The following is a 16,032-nucleotide window of genomic DNA, read 5'->3' as shown; positions in this document are numbered from 1 at the left end:
GCTTCCATTTCTTCATAAGTGTACCGTTGTGTTCACTTATGAGGAGGGTCGCACCATGTTAGCCACTTCGCTCGTTCAGCTGTCGCAGGAACCCATAAAGCCAGGTATTGGCTCGCGTATTTTCAACGGCAAGCAGGAACTGCTGTCGGGTCGATTCGCTGGGGAGATCCGGGAACTGCTGGAGCAGCGAGGGGTGCTGGTGTTCCCGCAGATTCATTTTTCCGACGCAGAGCAGATTGCCTTTACTCGCACCCTGGGTACGTTCTGCCCTGAACCCGGCGATGGGCAGAACATCACCCGGATCAGCCTGGATGTGAGAGAGAATCCGGCAGGTGCGGAGTTTCTCAAAGGTTCGCTCTACTGGCACATCGACGGTACGAGCAGCGATTCACCCATTCTGGCGTCGTTGTTGTCCTGCAAGGTGCGCGCCAGTTGGGGAGGCAACACGGGTTTCTGTAACACTTACGCGGCGTACGAGGGGTTATCGAGCGCTGACCAACAGCATTACGACGGTCTGCGCGTCATTCATGCCCCATGGGCATCGTTACTCTATTACAATCCGGAGCCTGGCCTTGCAATGCTTGAGGCCATGCAGGCGATCGGCGAGAAGGAGTTGCCGCTGGTCTGGAAGCACCGATCCGGTCGCAAGTCGCTGATTCTGGGCTGCACCGCGCAGCAGGTCGTTGGCCTCAGCCTGGCGCAAAGTGCGCGGATTCTGGTCGGCCTTCGCGAGTGGGCCACGTCCGAGGCGTTCAGTTACAGCCATGCGTGGCAGGTCGGTGATCTGGTGATCTGGGACAACACCGGCACCATGCATCGGGCGCAAGCCTATGACCCCGAGTGCGGGCGGATGATGCATCGTACCAAGTTGCAGGGCGAAGAGCCCTTCGCCTGATGCGCCGACTGCGAGAGCCGGTTGACGCCCAGGCTTTTATACTGAATGGCTCATTGTGAGCCGGATCGTTTTGCCGGATTGGAGAAACGAGAATGTGCAGACCCAAAGAACCCATTGCGGGTATTTTTCTATTGTTGGTTCTGGCCGCTGGCGGTTGGTTGGCTCAGGAGCCATTTCCTCATTTCGGGATTGATCTGCCTGCAGAAGCCTTGCTGGACGGCGATCACCCGGTCACACCTGTACCGTCCCGACATCGCCTGCAACTCGACGAAGGCCAGTTCAGCAGCGACTTGCTCGAGTCTTAGCCGCTGCATGCGCTGGCAGAGCAGCCCGTGAGTCGACAGCGTTGCTTCAGGACGCAGCCCCGGATCAGCTGCCTTCGTTGATGTTGGCGAAGAAAATGCACCCGATCAATCGGGCGAACAGGGTCAGGGTTTCCGCCAGATCGGGGTCGTCGAACAGTGTCGTTCTTGAGTCCAGAGCGCATAACGCACCATACAGCTGTCCGTCGGGAAGGTAGATCGGCACGCCAGCATAGCTTTCGATGGCGTAGCGCTTCACAACTGGCAGGTTCGCATACCGGCCGTTCGTGCTGATCTGCGGCACGAACAGTGCCTGGGGATTGGTACAAAACTCGTTACAGAGCGTGGTCTCGAGTTCGAACACATCGCCGTCGTCGATACCCAGGTCAGTGGGGTCATAGACAGAACAGGCGATCCAGTCTGCGTCGGTAAATTTGGCGATACCAGCGAAGCGCATGCCTGTCAGGCGAGTGACAAGGCGCAGCACATTGGTCGTGGCCTCGATCTCGGCAATCGCAGCGCGCTCCTCGATGGTCAACAAGCTGCTTTTTGAGGCGATCAATTCCAGACTCATGTACTTCTCCAGAATACCCAAGTGTGGGTAACGGCCCATGCTAACTGACTGCAATGAAAATGCCATCGGGGTTGGTCGCGCCTGCGAGGATTTATTTTCAAGCGAAATATTGACGCCAGTTTTAAAGTTTGAAGCCTCGCTGCCGACATTTGTGGATTGTATGGCTAGCTGGCAAGGACAGGCCTCTTGTACTCCACTCTAGCTGGCAAGGACAGGCCTCTTGTACTCCACTGATGACCAACGAAAGAGCGACTCCCTGTGATAAACACTCTGCGCAATATTTCTGTCAGGTCCAAGCTCGTGCTCGGGTTTGCTCTGGTCATCGTACTGACGGTGCTGATCGCGCTGACAGGCTGGACAGGCATCACCTCACTGAGCGAACGAAGCGAGCGGATTTCCGACATCGGCAAGCTGAGCGCACTCACGCGAGATGTCCGCATTGCCCGATTGGCCTATTCGGTCAACTATGACGCCGAGCGCGCCAGCAACTGGTTGAAAGCGCTCGAAGGTCTCGAAAATCATGTGAAGTACGCGCAGAAGGTGTTCGATTCTCCGTTGAACGTACCGTTGGTGAATACTGCCGCAGACGCCTTGAAGGATTACCGTATTCACTACGACAACCTCATGCAGGCAACCGCTGCCCGTGAGGCGACCCGTTCGGTGTTTGGCCAGTACGCCGATGCAGGCGCTGATGATTTGCAAAAGCTCAACGCCGTTGCCCGATCCGATGACGGGACTCCCGCGCAGCGCGATGCCATCGTGCAGGCGATGACGCTGTTCCAGAAAATGCGCTTCGACTTGCGTGGCTACACCTATTCGCTGAAGGCGGAAAACCGTGCTCCAGCGGAAACATCGATGAACACGGTTATCGAGTTTGTCAGAAATCTGCAAGGTTTCGATGGCCAGTCGGCGATCATCAAGCACCTTGTGGACTCGATGATCAGCTACCAGAACACCTTGAATCAGTTCACCGCGGCGCAGGCCAGGATTGATCTGGCTCAGGCAGGCATCACCAAAGACATCGGCATCCTGTTTGAATGCGCTGACAAGCTGTCCGAGAACCAGGTCAACCTGAGAGTGGAGGATGTGAGTCAGGCCAAGATGCTGCTCTCTGTCTGGCTGATTGCAGCATTGATCATGAGCGCCCTGGCGGCATGGGTCATTACCAACCTTATCGTTGGCCCGCTGCGTGACACACTGAAACTGGCCGAGCGTGTCGCTGATGGTGATTTGACGCACAACCAGGTGGTTACCCGCAAGGATGAACTGGGCCAGCTGCAGGGCAGCATGATGCGCATGACCGGTAACCTGCGCGAGCTGATTGGTGGTCTGCGCGATGGCGTGACACAAATCGCCAGTGCCGCCGAACAGTTGTCGGCCGTCACCGAGCAGACCAGTGCCGGCGTCAACAGCCAGAAGAACGAAACCGATCAGGTCGCCACTGCGATGCACGAAATGTCTGCGACCGTTCAGGAAGTCGCACGCAACGCAGAGCAGGCTTCACACGCTGCGGTCAACGCCTCGAAAGAAGCTCGCGAAGGCGACGGCGTGGTGTCCAAGGCTGTTGCGCAGATCGAGAAGCTTGCGACTGAGGTCACTCACTCCAAGTCCGCGATGGACGACCTCAAGAACGAAAGCAACAAGATCGGTGGCGTGCTCGATGTCATCAAGGCCGTTGCCGAGCAGACCAATCTGCTGGCCCTCAACGCTGCAATCGAAGCAGCGCGTGCGGGCGAAGCAGGCCGAGGCTTTGCGGTGGTGGCTGACGAAGTGAGAAGCCTGGCCCAGCGCACGCAGACGTCGACCGAAGAGATCGCGGCCTTGATCAGCGGCCTGCATACCCGCACGGCGCAGGTGGCGACGATCCTCGACAACAGCCAGGCACTGACTGCAAACAGTGTCGAGCTGACACGCAATGCGGGTGTTTCCATCAATAACATGACGCAGGCAATCTCGACGATCGAGACGATGAACCATCAGATCGCCGCTGCCGCCGAAGAGCAGAGCGCCGTTGCCGAAGAGATCAACCGCAGTGTCCTGAATGTGCGAGACATCTCCGAACAGACGGCTTCCGCCAGTGAAGAGACGGCTGCGTCGAGCGTCGAGCTCGCTCGTCTGGGCGTGCATCTGCAAAGCCTGGTCAGTCGATTCCGGGTCTGACGTTCATTCCCGGTAAACCCCGGCGCGCACCGCAAAGGCCGCGCGCAGGGGGCGACCCGGTGACCCTCCGGCGGTAAGTCCTTACCGCCCCCAAAGCCCCGTCGCGTACTCCACAAAACTTCTCAGCTTGGGCAGTCGATAACGGTCCTGCACATACAGCAGGTTCATCGGTCGTCGGGGCAAATGGTAGTCCGGGAACAACGCAAACAGCCGGCCTTCCTGCAGGTCGCGCTGTACCAGTGCATCCGGAAGCATCACGACGCCCATGCCTGCACGAGCCGCCTGATAAAGACCGGCGGAAGTGTTGGCCACCATCGAACCGCTGACCTCCACCAGCACGTCGCCGTCTGCGCCGGTCATACGCCATTGTGTACCGGCAGTCCGCCATTCGTCTCCCGCCGGGTAGGCGAACGCCAGGCAATTATGCTCACGAAGATCCTCGGGATGGGTCGGCGTGCCGTGGCGGGCGAGATAGTCCGGCGCGGCGCAGATGGTCAAGGTGTAATCCTGCAGGGGACGGGCGATCAGTGGCGACGATTCTGGAATGTTGCCCAAGCGAATGGCGACGTCAAAACCATTGTCGATCATGTCCAGACGTTGATTGGTCAGTACAAGGTCGAGCCTGACTTCGGGAAAACGCCGCGAGAATTCGACCAGCGCAGGCGCCAGCACTTCCGAACCGAATGTCAGTGGTGCGGTGATGCGCAGCGTACCTGTGGGATCGCCATGAGCCTGCTCGGCCAGTTGCTCGGACTCTGCCACCAGCCCCAATACTTCCAGGCAACGCTCGTAATACGCGGTACCGAATTCCGTCAATCGCTGACGGCGTGTGGTGCGCTGCAAGAGGCTGACGCCCAAGCGCTCCTCCAGTGCGCGCAAGTGATTGCCGACCATGGTGGTGGAAATCGAACACGCTTGCGCCGCTGCCGTCAGGCTGCCTGCCTCGACCACTTTCACGTACACGCGCATTGCCTGAAACAAATCCATTATCAATCCTGGCTTTAAAATGATTGAAGTATTTCGCTGTTTATCCATTTGAGGTGGTTAACGATACTGCAAAAACCGAAACATACCCAAGGAGCTTCACCTCATGACCGCCACCTGCCTGATGAGCACTTACCAACCTCTGGCCCTGAGCTTCACACATGGTCTGGGCACACGTCTGTGGGACCAGAGCGGACGCGAGTACCTGGACGCCGTGGCGGGCGTAGCCGTGACCAATGTGGGGCACTCGCATCCACTGCTGGTCGAGGCGATTCGCGATCAGGCGGGTCTGCTGTTGCACACCTCCAACCTGTACACCATCGACTGGCAGAAGCGCCTGGCGCAGAAACTGACGGCCTTGTCGGGGCTGGACGCGGTGTTTTTCAACAACTCCGGTGCCGAGGCCAACGAGACTGCGCTCAAGCTGGCGCGCCTGCATGGCTGGCACAAGTACATCGAACGGCCCTTGGTCGTGGTCATGGAAAACGCCTTCCACGGCCGCACCCTGGGCACATTGTCGGCCAGTGACGGGCCGGCCGTACGCCTGGGTTTCAGTACCTTGCCGGGCGATTACATCAAAGTGCCATTTGGCGATCTGGCAGCGTTCGACAAGGTTTGTACGACGTATGGGCATCGGATCTGCGCCGTGCTGGTCGAACCGATTCAGGGCGAGGGCGGCGCGCAGGTGGCCCCCGCCGGGTACCTCAAGGCCTTGAGGGAGCGTTGCACGCGGCGTGACTGGCTGTTGATGCTCGACGAAATCCAGACCGGTATGGGCCGGACAGGCAAGTGGTTTGCCTTTCAGCATGAGGGCATCGTTCCGGACGTCATGACCCTGGCCAAGGGGTTGGGCAATGGTATACCGATAGGTGCCTGCCTGGCGCGGGGCAGGGCGGCGCAACTGTTCACGCCCGGCAGCCACGGCAGCACCTTCGGCGGTAATCCGCTGGCCTGTCGGGTCGGCTGCGCGGTGATCGACATCATCGAACGGCAGGCGCTGGTGGCAAACGCCGCACTGCAAGGCCGGCAGTTGCTGGAAGGGCTGCGCACTGCGCTGGGTGCCCACCCGAACGTGCTGGAAGTTCGTGGCCAGGGTTTGATGATAGGGATCGAGTTGCGCCAGGCGATACCCGAACTGACGCGCATCGCAGCCGAGCAACATGGCCTGTTGATCAATGTCACCCGGGGCAAAATCATCCGCCTGTTACCGCCCTTGGTGCTGGACGCCGCTGAAGTGGGGCAAATTGTCCAAGGCCTGACGGCGAGCCTCGACAGCGCCTGTGATCGGTCGTTTGCACGCTCTGCCTGACGCAACGGATTAAGGAAAAGGACTACATCGGGCTGTACCGGGATGACCCATATGCGGTAGAACAGATCAGCATCGTGTCGGTCTGTACGCGATGGCTACCCAATGGATTTGAAAGGAGCCCACCATGTTAATCCGGTCCCTGACCCTCGCCACCCTGCTTGTCGCTGCCGGTACAGCGCTGGCTGCTGACAGCGATGGCCCTCTGGCACAGGAGCGCGGCAAGTCGCGTCCCTTGATCATCATCGCCCCCAGCAGCATCGATCCGGTGCTGATCAAGCTCAAGAAGTCACTGGACGAGCCTGCCAACCGTGAGGCTTTTGCGCAGCGCAATATGGTGTTGTTCACGGTGGTCAACACCATGGGCGAGCGCGACGGCAAAAGCATGGACCCGCAGTCGACCATGGCATTGATCCGTGAGCTTAAGCTCGGGGCGGGGGCGGGGACCAAGGTCATTCTGGTGGGCAAGGACGGCGAGAAAAAGGTCGATAAGACTCTCAAAAATCCGGAATCGCTAGACCCCAAAGAAATCTTCGCCACTATCGATCAGATGCCGATGCGCGAGCAGGAAGCCGCAGCACCTGCTCCCGAGCCGCCAGCCAAACCTGCGCCGGCCGAAAAACCGGGCAAGCCGGTCAAGGGCGGGGCGCCTGGCAAGACGCTGGACGACTGAGTGAACGGCGTGGCGCGCGGCGATAGCGCGCTGCGCCTGATGTGTTGCTCAGTTCATTCGCCGCGAATGTACTGCTCGAGCTGTTGAATGAGGCTAGCCTGTTCTGCAATGGCTTCCTTGACCAGATCACCGATGGACAGCAGGCCCAGCAACTGTCCGCTTTCCACGACCGGCAGGTGGCGCAGGTGGCTGTCGGTCATGATGCCCATGCACGCCTCGACGCTGCGCTGCGAGTCGACAGTGATCACTTTGCTGCTCATGATGTCCCTCACCGGTGTCCCCACCGACGAGCGTCCCTTGAGCACTACCTTGCGCGCATAGTCGCGCTCGCTGATGACGCCGACCACCACGTTGCCCTCGACCACCGGCAGCGCACCGATGTTCTTTTCAGCCATTAACTTGAGTGCGTCGAGCACCATCTGATCCGGTCCGATGGTATGCACTTGCTGGTTCTGCAGGTCTTTCAATTTCAGTAGCTGGGCGACGGTTTTCATGGGGCTCTCCGTGATCGGGACCTGGGTGGCTGTAGTGCATTGCCAGAACCACTACAGAATCATCCAGCGCGCAGAATCGAGCAAGCAGTAAATAAGGATCACGGGAATAGGAGGAATCAATTGTCCATGCCCCTCAATGTGCCGCTAATTCGCCTCCAGACGCGCCTTTAGCCTCATAGCCAAGTAGAATCATTTGTTTCACCGGGTGGTCGAGGTAACAGCGTTGGATGTACAGCAGGGCTTTATCCTGAGTCGGCACTGGCAAGACACGCCCGCCGGGACCGAGGTCGACTTCTGGTTGGCCACCGATCAGGGCCCGCGCCATATTCGCCTGCCTTGCCAGCCCTCTGTCGCCTTTATTCCTGCCGAACAGGGTGAGCGGGCCCGATCGTTGTTGCGTACCGAACGTGGCGTCGAACTGCGTCCGCTTGAGCTCTGTGATTTTCGTCACCGTCCGGTGCTGGGTGTGTATTGCCAGCAGCACCGCCAGTTGATGAACATCGAAAAGTTGCTGCGCAGAGGCAATGTAGACGTCTATGAAGCGGACATTCGCCCGCCGGAACGCTACCTGATGGAACGCTTCATCACCGCGCCGGTGCAGTTTGGCGGCACGCCGGATGCCGATGGGGTGCTGTGCGACGCGCAGATCAGACCATCGCCCGATTACCGTCCCAATCTGAGGCTGGTCTCGCTGGATATCGAAACCACCGCCCGCGGCGAGCTGTATTCGATTGCACTGGAGGGCTGTGGGCAGCGCCAGGTCTATATGCTGGGGCCGGCCAACGGTGGTGACGAGACGCTGGATTTTCAGCTCGATTATTGCGATACCCGCGCGCAGTTGCTCGAACGCCTGAACGACTGGCTGGCGCTGCACGACCCTGACGCGATTATCGGCTGGAACGTTATCCAGTTCGATTTGCGCGTGCTGCATGAGCATGCCCAGCGCCTGCAAGTGCCGTTAAGGCTTGGGCGTGGCGGTGAAGCGATGGGCTGGCGTGAGCATGGCAGTCGCAACAACCATTTTTTTGCCGAAGTGAGCGGGCGGCTGATCATCGACGGAATCGAGGCGTTGCGCTCGGCGACCTGGAGCTTTCCGTCGTTCAGCCTCGAATACGTCGCGCAGACTTTGCTGGGCGAAGGCAAGGCCATCGACACGCCTTATCAGCGTATGGACGAAATCAACCGCATGTTCGCCGAGGACAAACCGGCGCTGGCGCGTTACAACATCAAGGACTGCGAACTGGTCACGCGCATCTTTGCCAAGACCCAATTGCTGACCTTTCTGCTCGAGCGCGCCACGGTTACCGGTCTGCCTGCCGACCGCAGCGGCGGTTCGGTCGCGGCTTTCTGCCATTTGTATATCCCGTTGATGCACCGCCAGGGTTTCGTGGCGCCCAACCTGGGCGAGCGCCTGCCGGAGGCCAGTCCTGGCGGTTTTGTCATGGATTCCCAGCCAGGGCTGTATGAGTCGGTGCTGGTACTGGACTACAAGAGCCTTTATCCGTCGATCATTCGCACCTTTCTGATTGATCCGGTTGGCTTGATCGAAGGCCTGCGGCATCCAGCGGACAGCGAGTCGGTGCCGGGCTTTCGCGGCGCGCGCTTCTCGCGCACCCGTCACAGCCTGCCAGCCATCGTCGAGCGCGTGTGGCAAGGTCGGGAAGCGGCCAAGCGCGAGCAGAACGCACCCTTGTCCCAGGCGCTGAAAATCATCATGAATGCCTTCTACGGCGTGTTGGGCTCGAGCGGCTGTCGCTTTTTCGATCCGCGCCTGGCTTCATCGATCACCCTGCGTGGGCATGAAATCATGCTCAAGACCCGCGACCTCATTCAGGCGCAGGGCTACACGGTGATCTATGGCGATACCGACTCGACATTCGTCTGGCTGGGCCGTCCTCATGGGCAAGAGGAGGCAGCAAGCATCGGCAAGGCGCTGGTGCAGCAGGTCAATCAGTGGTGGCGCGAGCACTTGCACGCCGAGTACGGTTTGCACAGTGCCCTTGAACTGCAATACGAAACGCATTTTCGGCGCTTCCTGATGCCCACCGTGCGCGGTGCGGAGGAGGGCAGCAAGAAGCGTTACGCCGGCCTGGTGACCCGTGCTGACGGTTCCGAGGAGATGGTCTACAAGGGCCTCGAAACGGTACGCACCGACTGGTCGCCACTGGCTCAGCAGTTTCAGCAGGAGCTGTACCTGCGGATCTTCAAACGCCAGCCGTATCAGGATTACGTGCGTGACTACGTGCAACGCACCCTGTCAGGCGAGCTGGATGACATGTTGATCTACCGCAAGCGCCTGCGTCGCAAGCTCGATGACTACCAGCGCAACGTGCCGCCTCATGTACGCGCTGCACGGCTGGCCGACGAATACAACGACCAGCAGGGGCGACCGCGTCAGTACCAGAGTGGCGGCTGGATCAGCTACGTGATGACCACCGCCGGGCCGGAACCGCTGGAGATTCGTCACGCCCCGATTGACTACGATCACTACGTGACTCGTCAGTTACAACCACTGGCTGACGCGATCCTGCCGTTTGTGGACGACGATTTCAGCACCCTGATCGGTGGGCAGTTGGGGCTGTTTTAAAGCGAAACCAATTGCTCGGCGAGCCACGGCAAGGCCTGCTCACAGGACGCTTCGATCTTCATTTCAAGCAGCTCGTCCGCCCGGGTCTTGCCATGGTTGATGGCGATGACCGGTTTGCCCTGTTCGGCCATGGCCTTGCACAGGCGGAATGCCGACCAGGCCATCAATGACGTGCCCACCACCAGCAGACCTTCTGCGTCCTCGACACTTTGCGTAGCCCTGGCAGCGGTCTGCGCGGCGACGTTTTCACCGAAGAACACGACGTCCGGCTTGAGCCTGTCGCCTCCACAGTGCGGACAGCGGGGCACCTCGAAACTGGCTTCGAACGCCGGGTCTAGCAGGGTATCGCCGTCCGGTGCCTGTGTCGCGTGGACGCCGATCAGATAAAGGTTGTGCGCCAGCATCTGCTCTTGAATTCCTGCACGGTCGCTGCGCTGCTGGCAATCCAGACACAGCACCCGGTGCAGGCTGCCGTGCAGCTCGATGACGTCCCGGCTTCCGGCCTGTGTGTGCAGTGCATCGACGTTCTGGGTGATCAGTCCGGTAATGGCGTGTTCAGCCTGCAGCGCAGCCAGGGCCAGATGCGCGGCATTGGCCTGTGCCGCGCGGATCCGCGGCCAGCCGAGCATGGCGCGTGCCCAGTAGCGCTGGCGCGCTGCAGGGTTGCCGAGAAATTCCTGATACATCATCGGCTGCTTGCCGCGCCGCACGCCATTCTTGTCGCGGTAGTCCGGAATGCCGGATGCGGTGCTGATCCCTGCGCCGGTCACCACCAGAAACGGTTTGTCGGCCATTACCTGGCATAGCGTGTCGAGCAGATCTCGGATTGGGCTGTCGAGCATGTTTGAACCTCGGGTGGCCTGCCTCTTGTGACTGGACACATTATCATCTGGCATGCAGGTAGCGTTGCGACTGCCACAGCTGTGAGCCGCCGTGGCCGACGTTGGTTCAATATCCCGTTGTTCACCCGGCTGTGGACGTGGCACTCTGGTTTTTTATACCGGAAAGGACGCCCCGATGCGCTCGTTCGATTTCAAGCAACTGGATGTCTTCACTGATCAGCCTCTGCTCGGCAATCCTCTGGCGGCGGTGCTGGGCGCTGACGGGCTGAGTGACGAGCAGATGGCCGCCTTTGCCCGCTGGACCAACCTGAGTGAGACCACGTTTCTGCTCAAGCCGACAGACCCGCGTGCCGACTATCGCGTGCGTATTTTCACCACCCTTGAAGAGCTGCCGTTCGCTGGCCATCCCACCCTGGGCAGTTGCCACGCCTGGCTGGAAAGCGGTGGCGTGCCTCGCGGTGAGGAAATCATTCAGGAATGCGGCATCGGCCTGGTGCGTATCCGCAAGGATGCCGCCGGGCTGGCATTTACCGCGCCGCCGCTGTTGCGCTCAGGCGCCGTGGACGCCACGTTTGTCGAGCGGATTCGCCTCGGTCTGAAGCTGGCTTCCGAGAGCATTCTGGACGCCCGCTGGGTCGATAATGGCCCTGGCTGGGTCGCACTGCGGCTGAAAGATCGTGCAACCGTTCTTGCTCTGCAGCCTGACCATGTTCAACTGGACGGCTTGAAAATCGGCGTTATCGGAGCGTGGGACGCTGATGTGGACGGTGTAGATGCCCAATTCGAGGTGCGTGCGTTTGTTTCCGGCGACGGTATGGCTGAAGACCCGGTGACCGGCAGTCTCAATGCCGGCATCGCTCGCTGGTTCCTGGAGGAAGGCCTGGCACCGGAGCGCTATGTCGTGAGTCAGGGCACTGCGCTCGGACGCAAGGGGCGGGTGTCCGTTCAGCGTGCAGGTGAGGATATCTGGGTGGGCGGCTCGACTGTGACGTGCATCGACGGAAGGGTTACGCTCTAGAGGATCGGGCTGGAAAGCCCCATGTGCGAGATACAGGCAGCACCAAAGCCTTAGACTCCTTTGCCCTTGATACCAGGCAGCAGATGTGTGACGCGGAGCGTCACGAAATGCATGCCAACTCGGAGCATTGGCGCGTTAGTCAAAACAGACTTGTGTATACCGACGCGCTCAATCCTTCAGCGCAATCTTCTTGCCGCGTCTGGCGGCGATGTCGCTGGCCTGGCCGTCACGCTGCTTGCCGGTGCGGGCCTGGGTGATCAGGGCAGGGATCAGCGGGCCTTCCGGCAGGTTTTTCCAGAAGCGCGAAGGGAAGTGACCTTCCATGACCTTGGGGTTCAGGCGCGCAGGGTTGAAGATGTGGCTGTAGTAGGTCAGCCACAGTTCGCCATGCGGGTCTTCCACCTGCCGGGCCATGGTCTGCCAGGCTTGCGGGCAGCGTCGCTCATGAATCAGTTGTTGGCCGTCGTAATACACGCCGTCCTGAGGCGTGGCGATCATCCAGCGATGCTGACCCATACGGCCGATGAAATGCTCGCTGGCACTGAGCAGAATATCGTGGGCCGGTTCGTGCCAGGCCACGTACTGCGGACGCATCAGAGCTTCGTCGGCAGCCACGGGCGGCAGCGCGACAAACCGCAGAAACGCATGCAGATGATGGGCCTCACGCCTTACCGATTTGAGGCGGCGATGCAATTCACTGCCGAGTTTGTCACCGGCCATCATGGCGGTGCGATCACCGTGGGTCACGCGCCACAACACTTCGTACAGAAGGCTCCAGCGCTGATCGCCCCGATAGTGCGAGGCGCTCTCCAGCAACTGCACCAACTCCAGCGGAACCCGTGCCTGAAAAGGCCCGGCTTCCCTGGGGTACTCTTCTTCACTGCCGAACAGGTCGGCGGCATCCGGCGACTTCCAGCTGACCTGGCTGGGGTCGATTTCATGGCTCAACAGCCAGCGAGCCTGTTGTCGCCAGGTCTCGAACAGGTCGTCGCAGTCGAGGCAGATCATCCCCACAGGCCCATTTGCTGAGGCTGAGGCCGGTCGCGCAACTGGTGATGCAGGAACTCGCTGGTGGTTTCCGCGTGCGGCGGGTGGTAATCACTGGTAATGATGAACGGCTTGGCCTTGGCCAGTATGCAGCGCATGCGGGTGAGGTCTTCGTAGCGGATGCGTCGCTGTCTGCGCAGCTCGACCAGCCGCTGCGTGGTGCGGATGCCAATACCCGGCACCCTGGCGATCAGCGCCGGGTCCGCCTGGTTCAGGTCCAGCGGGAAAACCTGGCGGTTGCCCAGCGCCCACGCCAGTTTAGGGTCGATGTCCAGCGCCAGATCACCGGGGCCGTCGAGCAGTTCACCCGCGGTAAAACCATAGCCGCGCAGCAGAAAGTCAGCCTGATACAGGCGATGCTCGCGCATCAGAGGCGGTGCCGCCAGGGGAACGCTGTTGGGGCTGTTGGGTATCGGGCTGAACGCAGAATAGTAGACCCGGCGCAGCTTGAAGTTGCTGTACAGCGACTGCGCGCTGTGCAGGATGGTGCTGTCGTCGGTGGCATCGGCACCGACAATCATCTGCGTGCTCTGCCCGGCAGGCGCAAAGCGCGGCGAGCGAGGCTCGTTGCGCACCGTCTGCTCACCGGTGTAAATCGTCTGCATGGCCTGCTTGATCGACGCGACGTCTTTTTCCGGGGCCAGGGTCTGCAGGCTCAGGTCAGTTGGCAGCTCGATGTTGACGCTGAGACGGTCGGCGTAGCGGCCGGCCTTTTCGATCAGCGCCGGATCGGCGTCAGGGATGGTCTTGAGGTGGATGTAGCCGCGAAACTCATGCACCTCGCGCAACAGCCGGGCAACTTCGACCAGTTGCTCCATGGTGTAGTCCGCGGAGCGAATGATCCCGGAACTCAAAAACAGCCCGCTCACGCAATTGCGGCGATAGAAGTCCAGGGTCAGGGTGACCACTTCTTCGGGAGTGAAGCGCGCACGGGGCACATCGCTGGAGCGACGGTTGACGCAGTACTGGCAGTCGTAAAGACAGAAGTTGGTCAGGAGGATTTTCAGCAGCGACACGCAACGCCCGTCCGGCGTGTAGCTGTGGCAGATGCCCATGCCATTGGTGGAACCGAGCCCGGACTTGTCCTGCGAGCTGCGCTTGGGTGCTCCACTACTCGCGCACGACGCATCGTACTTGGCGGCGTCTGCCAGAATGCTGAGCTTGTCGATAAGCTGCATGAAGTGCCCCTTGACTGTTTGTATATACAGTATAGGGGGGCGTGCAGTGTCACAAGTACCGCACGGCGGAGTTGTGCGTGGCGATTCTGAAACTGATCTGCGCGGGAGTTTATCTGCGTGGCTGGAAAGCAAGGTGCCGGCATGAATGTTATTTAATAACATTTATCCGGTTGATATGTAATACTGTAACAAATAGTTGCAGGTTACTTTTACTTGAAAAATCCTCCTGACGCTTCGACAGCAAGCGCTTCGATAGCAGGTTCCGTGCTGGCTCAGTCGGCCTGGAAGCGCGTCCTGTTTTCCCTTGCGATACTGATATTGCTCTGGCTGGCCATTGGCTGGTCGGTGGCGATTCCATGAGTGCCGCCATCGCTCTGGAAAACCTCACGGTGGCGTATGAACGCCGCCCGGCCGTGCACCACATCAGCGGGCGCTTCGAGGCCGGTAGCCTGACGGCTATCGTCGGGCCCAACGGCGCGGGTAAATCGACGCTGATCAAGGCCATCGCCGGCACCATGAAGCCTGCTCAGGGGCGCGTCGACCGGGGGCGTCTGGCAACCCGCACAATTGGCTATCTGCCGCAGGCCGCAGAAATCGATCGCAGCTTTCCGCTGAGCGTTGCGGATACGGTTTCGATGGGCGCCTGGCACAGCATCGGCCCGTTTCGCAGCCTGACCCGCAATCACGCGCGTCTGACCGGCGAGGCGCTGACGACTGTCGGCCTTGAGGGTTTTGAAGGGCGTAGCGTGGGCTCGCTGTCGTCTGGCCAGTTTCAGCGGGTGTTGTTCGCCAGGCTGCTGTTGCAGGACGCCTCGGTGATTCTGCTGGATGAGCCGTTCACTGCCATCGACGCGCGCACCACGCGTGATCTGTTGCAACTGGTGCGCGCCTGGCACGGGCAGGGGCGCACGGTGATTGCCGTACTGCACGATATCGAACAGGTCCGTCAGCACTTTCCGCAAACCCTGTTGATGGCTCGCGAAGCCATTGCTTGGGGTGAGACCTCGCATGTGCTTAGCGACGCCAACCTGCGCAAGGCGCGCAACATGGCTGAATACTGGAGCCCGGATGCCTTGTTGTGTGATGCCGAGGACGACGCATGATGCTCTATAGCCTGGTGGTTGAGCCGTTTATCGAATTCGGCTTCATGCGCCGCGCGCTGGTGGCGTGTCTGGCGCTGGGCATCGGCTCGGGGCCGGTCGGCGTGCTGTTGATGTTGCGGCGTATGAGTCTGGTGGGCGATGCGATGAGCCATGCGGTGCTGCCGGGCGCGGCGGTGGGTTTCATGGTCGCCGGTCTGTCGTTGCCGGCAATGGGGTTCGGCGGCCTGATCGCCGGGCTGGCAGTGGCCTTGCTGTCCGGTCTGGTGAGTCGACTGACCTCGTTACGCGAAGACGCCAGCTTTGCCAGCTTCTACCTGACCTCGCTGGCCGCCGGGGTGCTGATCGTGTCGCTGCATGGTTCCAGCGTCGATCTGCTGCACGTATTGTTCGGCACCATTCTGGCCATTGATGACACGGCGATCTACATGGTCGGCAGTATTGCCTCCTTCACCCTCATTCTGCTGGCGATCATCTATCGCCCGCTGGTGCTGGAGTGCTTCGATCCGGGCTTTCTGCGTGCGGTCGGCGGGCGCGGCTCGCTGTACCACGTTCTGTTCCTGCTGCTGGTGGTGCTCAACCTGGTCGCAGGCTTTCAGGCGCTGGGCACACTGATGGCGGTGGGCATGATGATGCTGCCGGCAACCGCCGCACGTTTCTGGACCCACTCGCTGAGTGGCCTGATGGTGATTTCGACGCTGCTGGCGACCTTGTCCGGGCTGATCGGGCTGATTGTTTCCTACCACCTTGGCGTCGCCTCGGGGCCGGCCATCGTGCTCACGGCCAGTGCGTTCTACGGCATCTCCCTGTTGTTCGGGCGCACGGGCATCGTGCGCCGGCTGTTTCCCAAACCTCACCTGGCTCACTGAAAA

The 16,032-nt window shown here is 60.3% G+C and carries 15 protein-coding genes and 1 pseudogene; 10 read left to right on the top strand and 6 right to left on the bottom strand.

Annotated features, from left to right (window positions below; all coding sequences use genetic code 11):
- Positions 1-55: 55 nt before the first annotated feature.
- Entirely contained in the window at positions 56-895 is an 840-nt protein-coding gene (locus QRN50_RS02660) for a TauD/TfdA dioxygenase family protein (protein ID WP_024659616.1), read from the top strand.
- Between the two features lie 92 nt (positions 896-987).
- Positions 988-1,200, top strand: coding sequence for a hypothetical protein (locus QRN50_RS02655; protein ID WP_003405632.1), 213 nt, complete (start codon positions 988-990; stop codon positions 1,198-1,200).
- 64 nt (positions 1,201-1,264) lie between these two features.
- Here QRN50_RS02655 and QRN50_RS02650 read toward each other — a convergent pair whose 3' ends face one another.
- Complete coding sequence (locus QRN50_RS02650) at positions 1,265-1,771, bottom strand: GAF domain-containing protein (protein ID WP_011267618.1); 507 nt, start codon at positions 1,769-1,771, stop codon at positions 1,265-1,267.
- A 258-nt stretch (positions 1,772-2,029) separates the two neighbouring features.
- Between QRN50_RS02650 and QRN50_RS25795 the strand changes: the two are divergent.
- Positions 2,030-3,076 (top strand): annotated as a pseudogene (locus QRN50_RS25795) (methyl-accepting chemotaxis protein); the annotation flags it as partial.
- Positions 3,059-3,931, top strand: coding sequence for a methyl-accepting chemotaxis protein (locus QRN50_RS25790; protein ID WP_371134843.1), 873 nt, complete (start codon positions 3,059-3,061; stop codon positions 3,929-3,931). The pseudogene QRN50_RS25795 and the gene QRN50_RS25790, both read left to right, overlap by 18 nt.
- 81 nt (positions 3,932-4,012) lie before the next feature.
- On the opposite strand, the gene QRN50_RS02640 is transcribed toward QRN50_RS25790, so the two are convergent.
- Complete coding sequence (locus QRN50_RS02640; RefSeq protein WP_003405623.1) at positions 4,013-4,918, bottom strand: LysR family transcriptional regulator; 906 nt, start codon at positions 4,916-4,918, stop codon at positions 4,013-4,015.
- A 103-nt stretch (positions 4,919-5,021) separates the two neighbouring features.
- Between QRN50_RS02640 and QRN50_RS02635 the strand changes: the two genes are divergently transcribed.
- Together QRN50_RS02635 and QRN50_RS02630 are read left to right on the top strand one after the other, a co-directional pair.
- On the top strand, positions 5,022-6,224 hold the full coding sequence (locus QRN50_RS02635) for an aspartate aminotransferase family protein (RefSeq protein WP_024641025.1): 1,203 nt from the start codon (positions 5,022-5,024) through the stop codon (positions 6,222-6,224).
- A gap of 124 nt (positions 6,225-6,348) precedes the next feature.
- Positions 6,349-6,894, top strand: a complete 546-nt coding sequence (locus QRN50_RS02630) for a DUF4174 domain-containing protein (RefSeq protein ID WP_096126960.1) — start codon at positions 6,349-6,351, stop codon at positions 6,892-6,894.
- Positions 6,895-6,947: 53 nt separating this feature from the next.
- Here QRN50_RS02630 and QRN50_RS02625 read toward each other — a convergent pair whose 3' ends face one another.
- Complete coding sequence (locus QRN50_RS02625) at positions 6,948-7,388, bottom strand: CBS domain-containing protein (RefSeq protein WP_096126959.1); 441 nt, start codon at positions 7,386-7,388, stop codon at positions 6,948-6,950.
- A 223-nt stretch (positions 7,389-7,611) separates the two neighbouring features.
- Between QRN50_RS02625 and QRN50_RS02620 the strand changes: the two genes are divergently transcribed.
- Entirely contained in the window at positions 7,612-9,975 is a 2,364-nt protein-coding gene (locus tag QRN50_RS02620; protein WP_096126958.1) for a DNA polymerase II, read from the top strand.
- Here the strand turns inward: QRN50_RS02620 and QRN50_RS02615 are convergent.
- Complete coding sequence (locus QRN50_RS02615) at positions 9,972-10,817, bottom strand: NAD-dependent protein deacetylase (RefSeq protein WP_024641023.1); 846 nt, start codon at positions 10,815-10,817, stop codon at positions 9,972-9,974. The two genes, QRN50_RS02620 and QRN50_RS02615, sit on opposite strands and share 4 nt — an antisense overlap.
- A 175-nt stretch (positions 10,818-10,992) precedes the next feature.
- Between QRN50_RS02615 and QRN50_RS02610 the strand changes: the two genes are divergently transcribed.
- Positions 10,993-11,835 carry a PhzF family phenazine biosynthesis protein gene (locus tag QRN50_RS02610; RefSeq protein ID WP_011267624.1) on the top strand — a complete coding sequence of 281 codons (843 nt, stop codon included), beginning with the start codon at positions 10,993-10,995 and terminating at the stop codon, positions 11,833-11,835.
- A gap of 168 nt (positions 11,836-12,003) precedes the next feature.
- On the opposite strand, the gene QRN50_RS02605 is transcribed toward QRN50_RS02610, so the two are convergent.
- A complete protein-coding gene (locus QRN50_RS02605) occupies positions 12,004-12,843 on the bottom strand; it encodes a TIGR03915 family putative DNA repair protein (RefSeq protein ID WP_011267625.1) in 840 nt (279 codons plus the stop codon).
- The gene (locus QRN50_RS02600) at positions 12,840-14,060 is read right to left on the bottom strand and encodes a putative DNA modification/repair radical SAM protein (protein ID WP_003405604.1); all 1,221 of its coding nucleotides are present in this window, start codon (positions 14,058-14,060) and stop codon (positions 12,840-12,842) included. Before QRN50_RS02600 ends, QRN50_RS02605 begins: the two co-directional genes overlap by 4 nt.
- Positions 14,061-14,416: 356 nt before the next feature.
- Between QRN50_RS02600 and aztA the strand changes: the two genes are divergently transcribed.
- Both aztA and QRN50_RS02590 read left to right on the top strand, forming a co-directional pair.
- Positions 14,417-15,163: a zinc ABC transporter ATP-binding protein AztA gene (aztA, locus tag QRN50_RS02595; RefSeq protein WP_003405598.1), complete on the top strand. Its 747-nt coding sequence runs from the start codon at positions 14,417-14,419 to the stop codon at positions 15,161-15,163.
- Positions 15,160-16,029: a metal ABC transporter permease gene (locus tag QRN50_RS02590; RefSeq protein ID WP_003410031.1), complete on the top strand. Its 870-nt coding sequence runs from the start codon at positions 15,160-15,162 to the stop codon at positions 16,027-16,029. The genes aztA and QRN50_RS02590 overlap by 4 nt, the downstream gene beginning before the upstream one ends.
- Positions 16,030-16,032 lie beyond the last annotated feature (3 nt).

Origin of the sequence: Pseudomonas sp. MEJ108, assembly GCF_030208985.1 — a bacterium.
GTDB lineage: Bacteria > Pseudomonadota > Gammaproteobacteria > Pseudomonadales > Pseudomonadaceae > Aquipseudomonas > Aquipseudomonas fragariae.
This window is presented reverse-complemented; position numbering and strand designations above follow the sequence as displayed.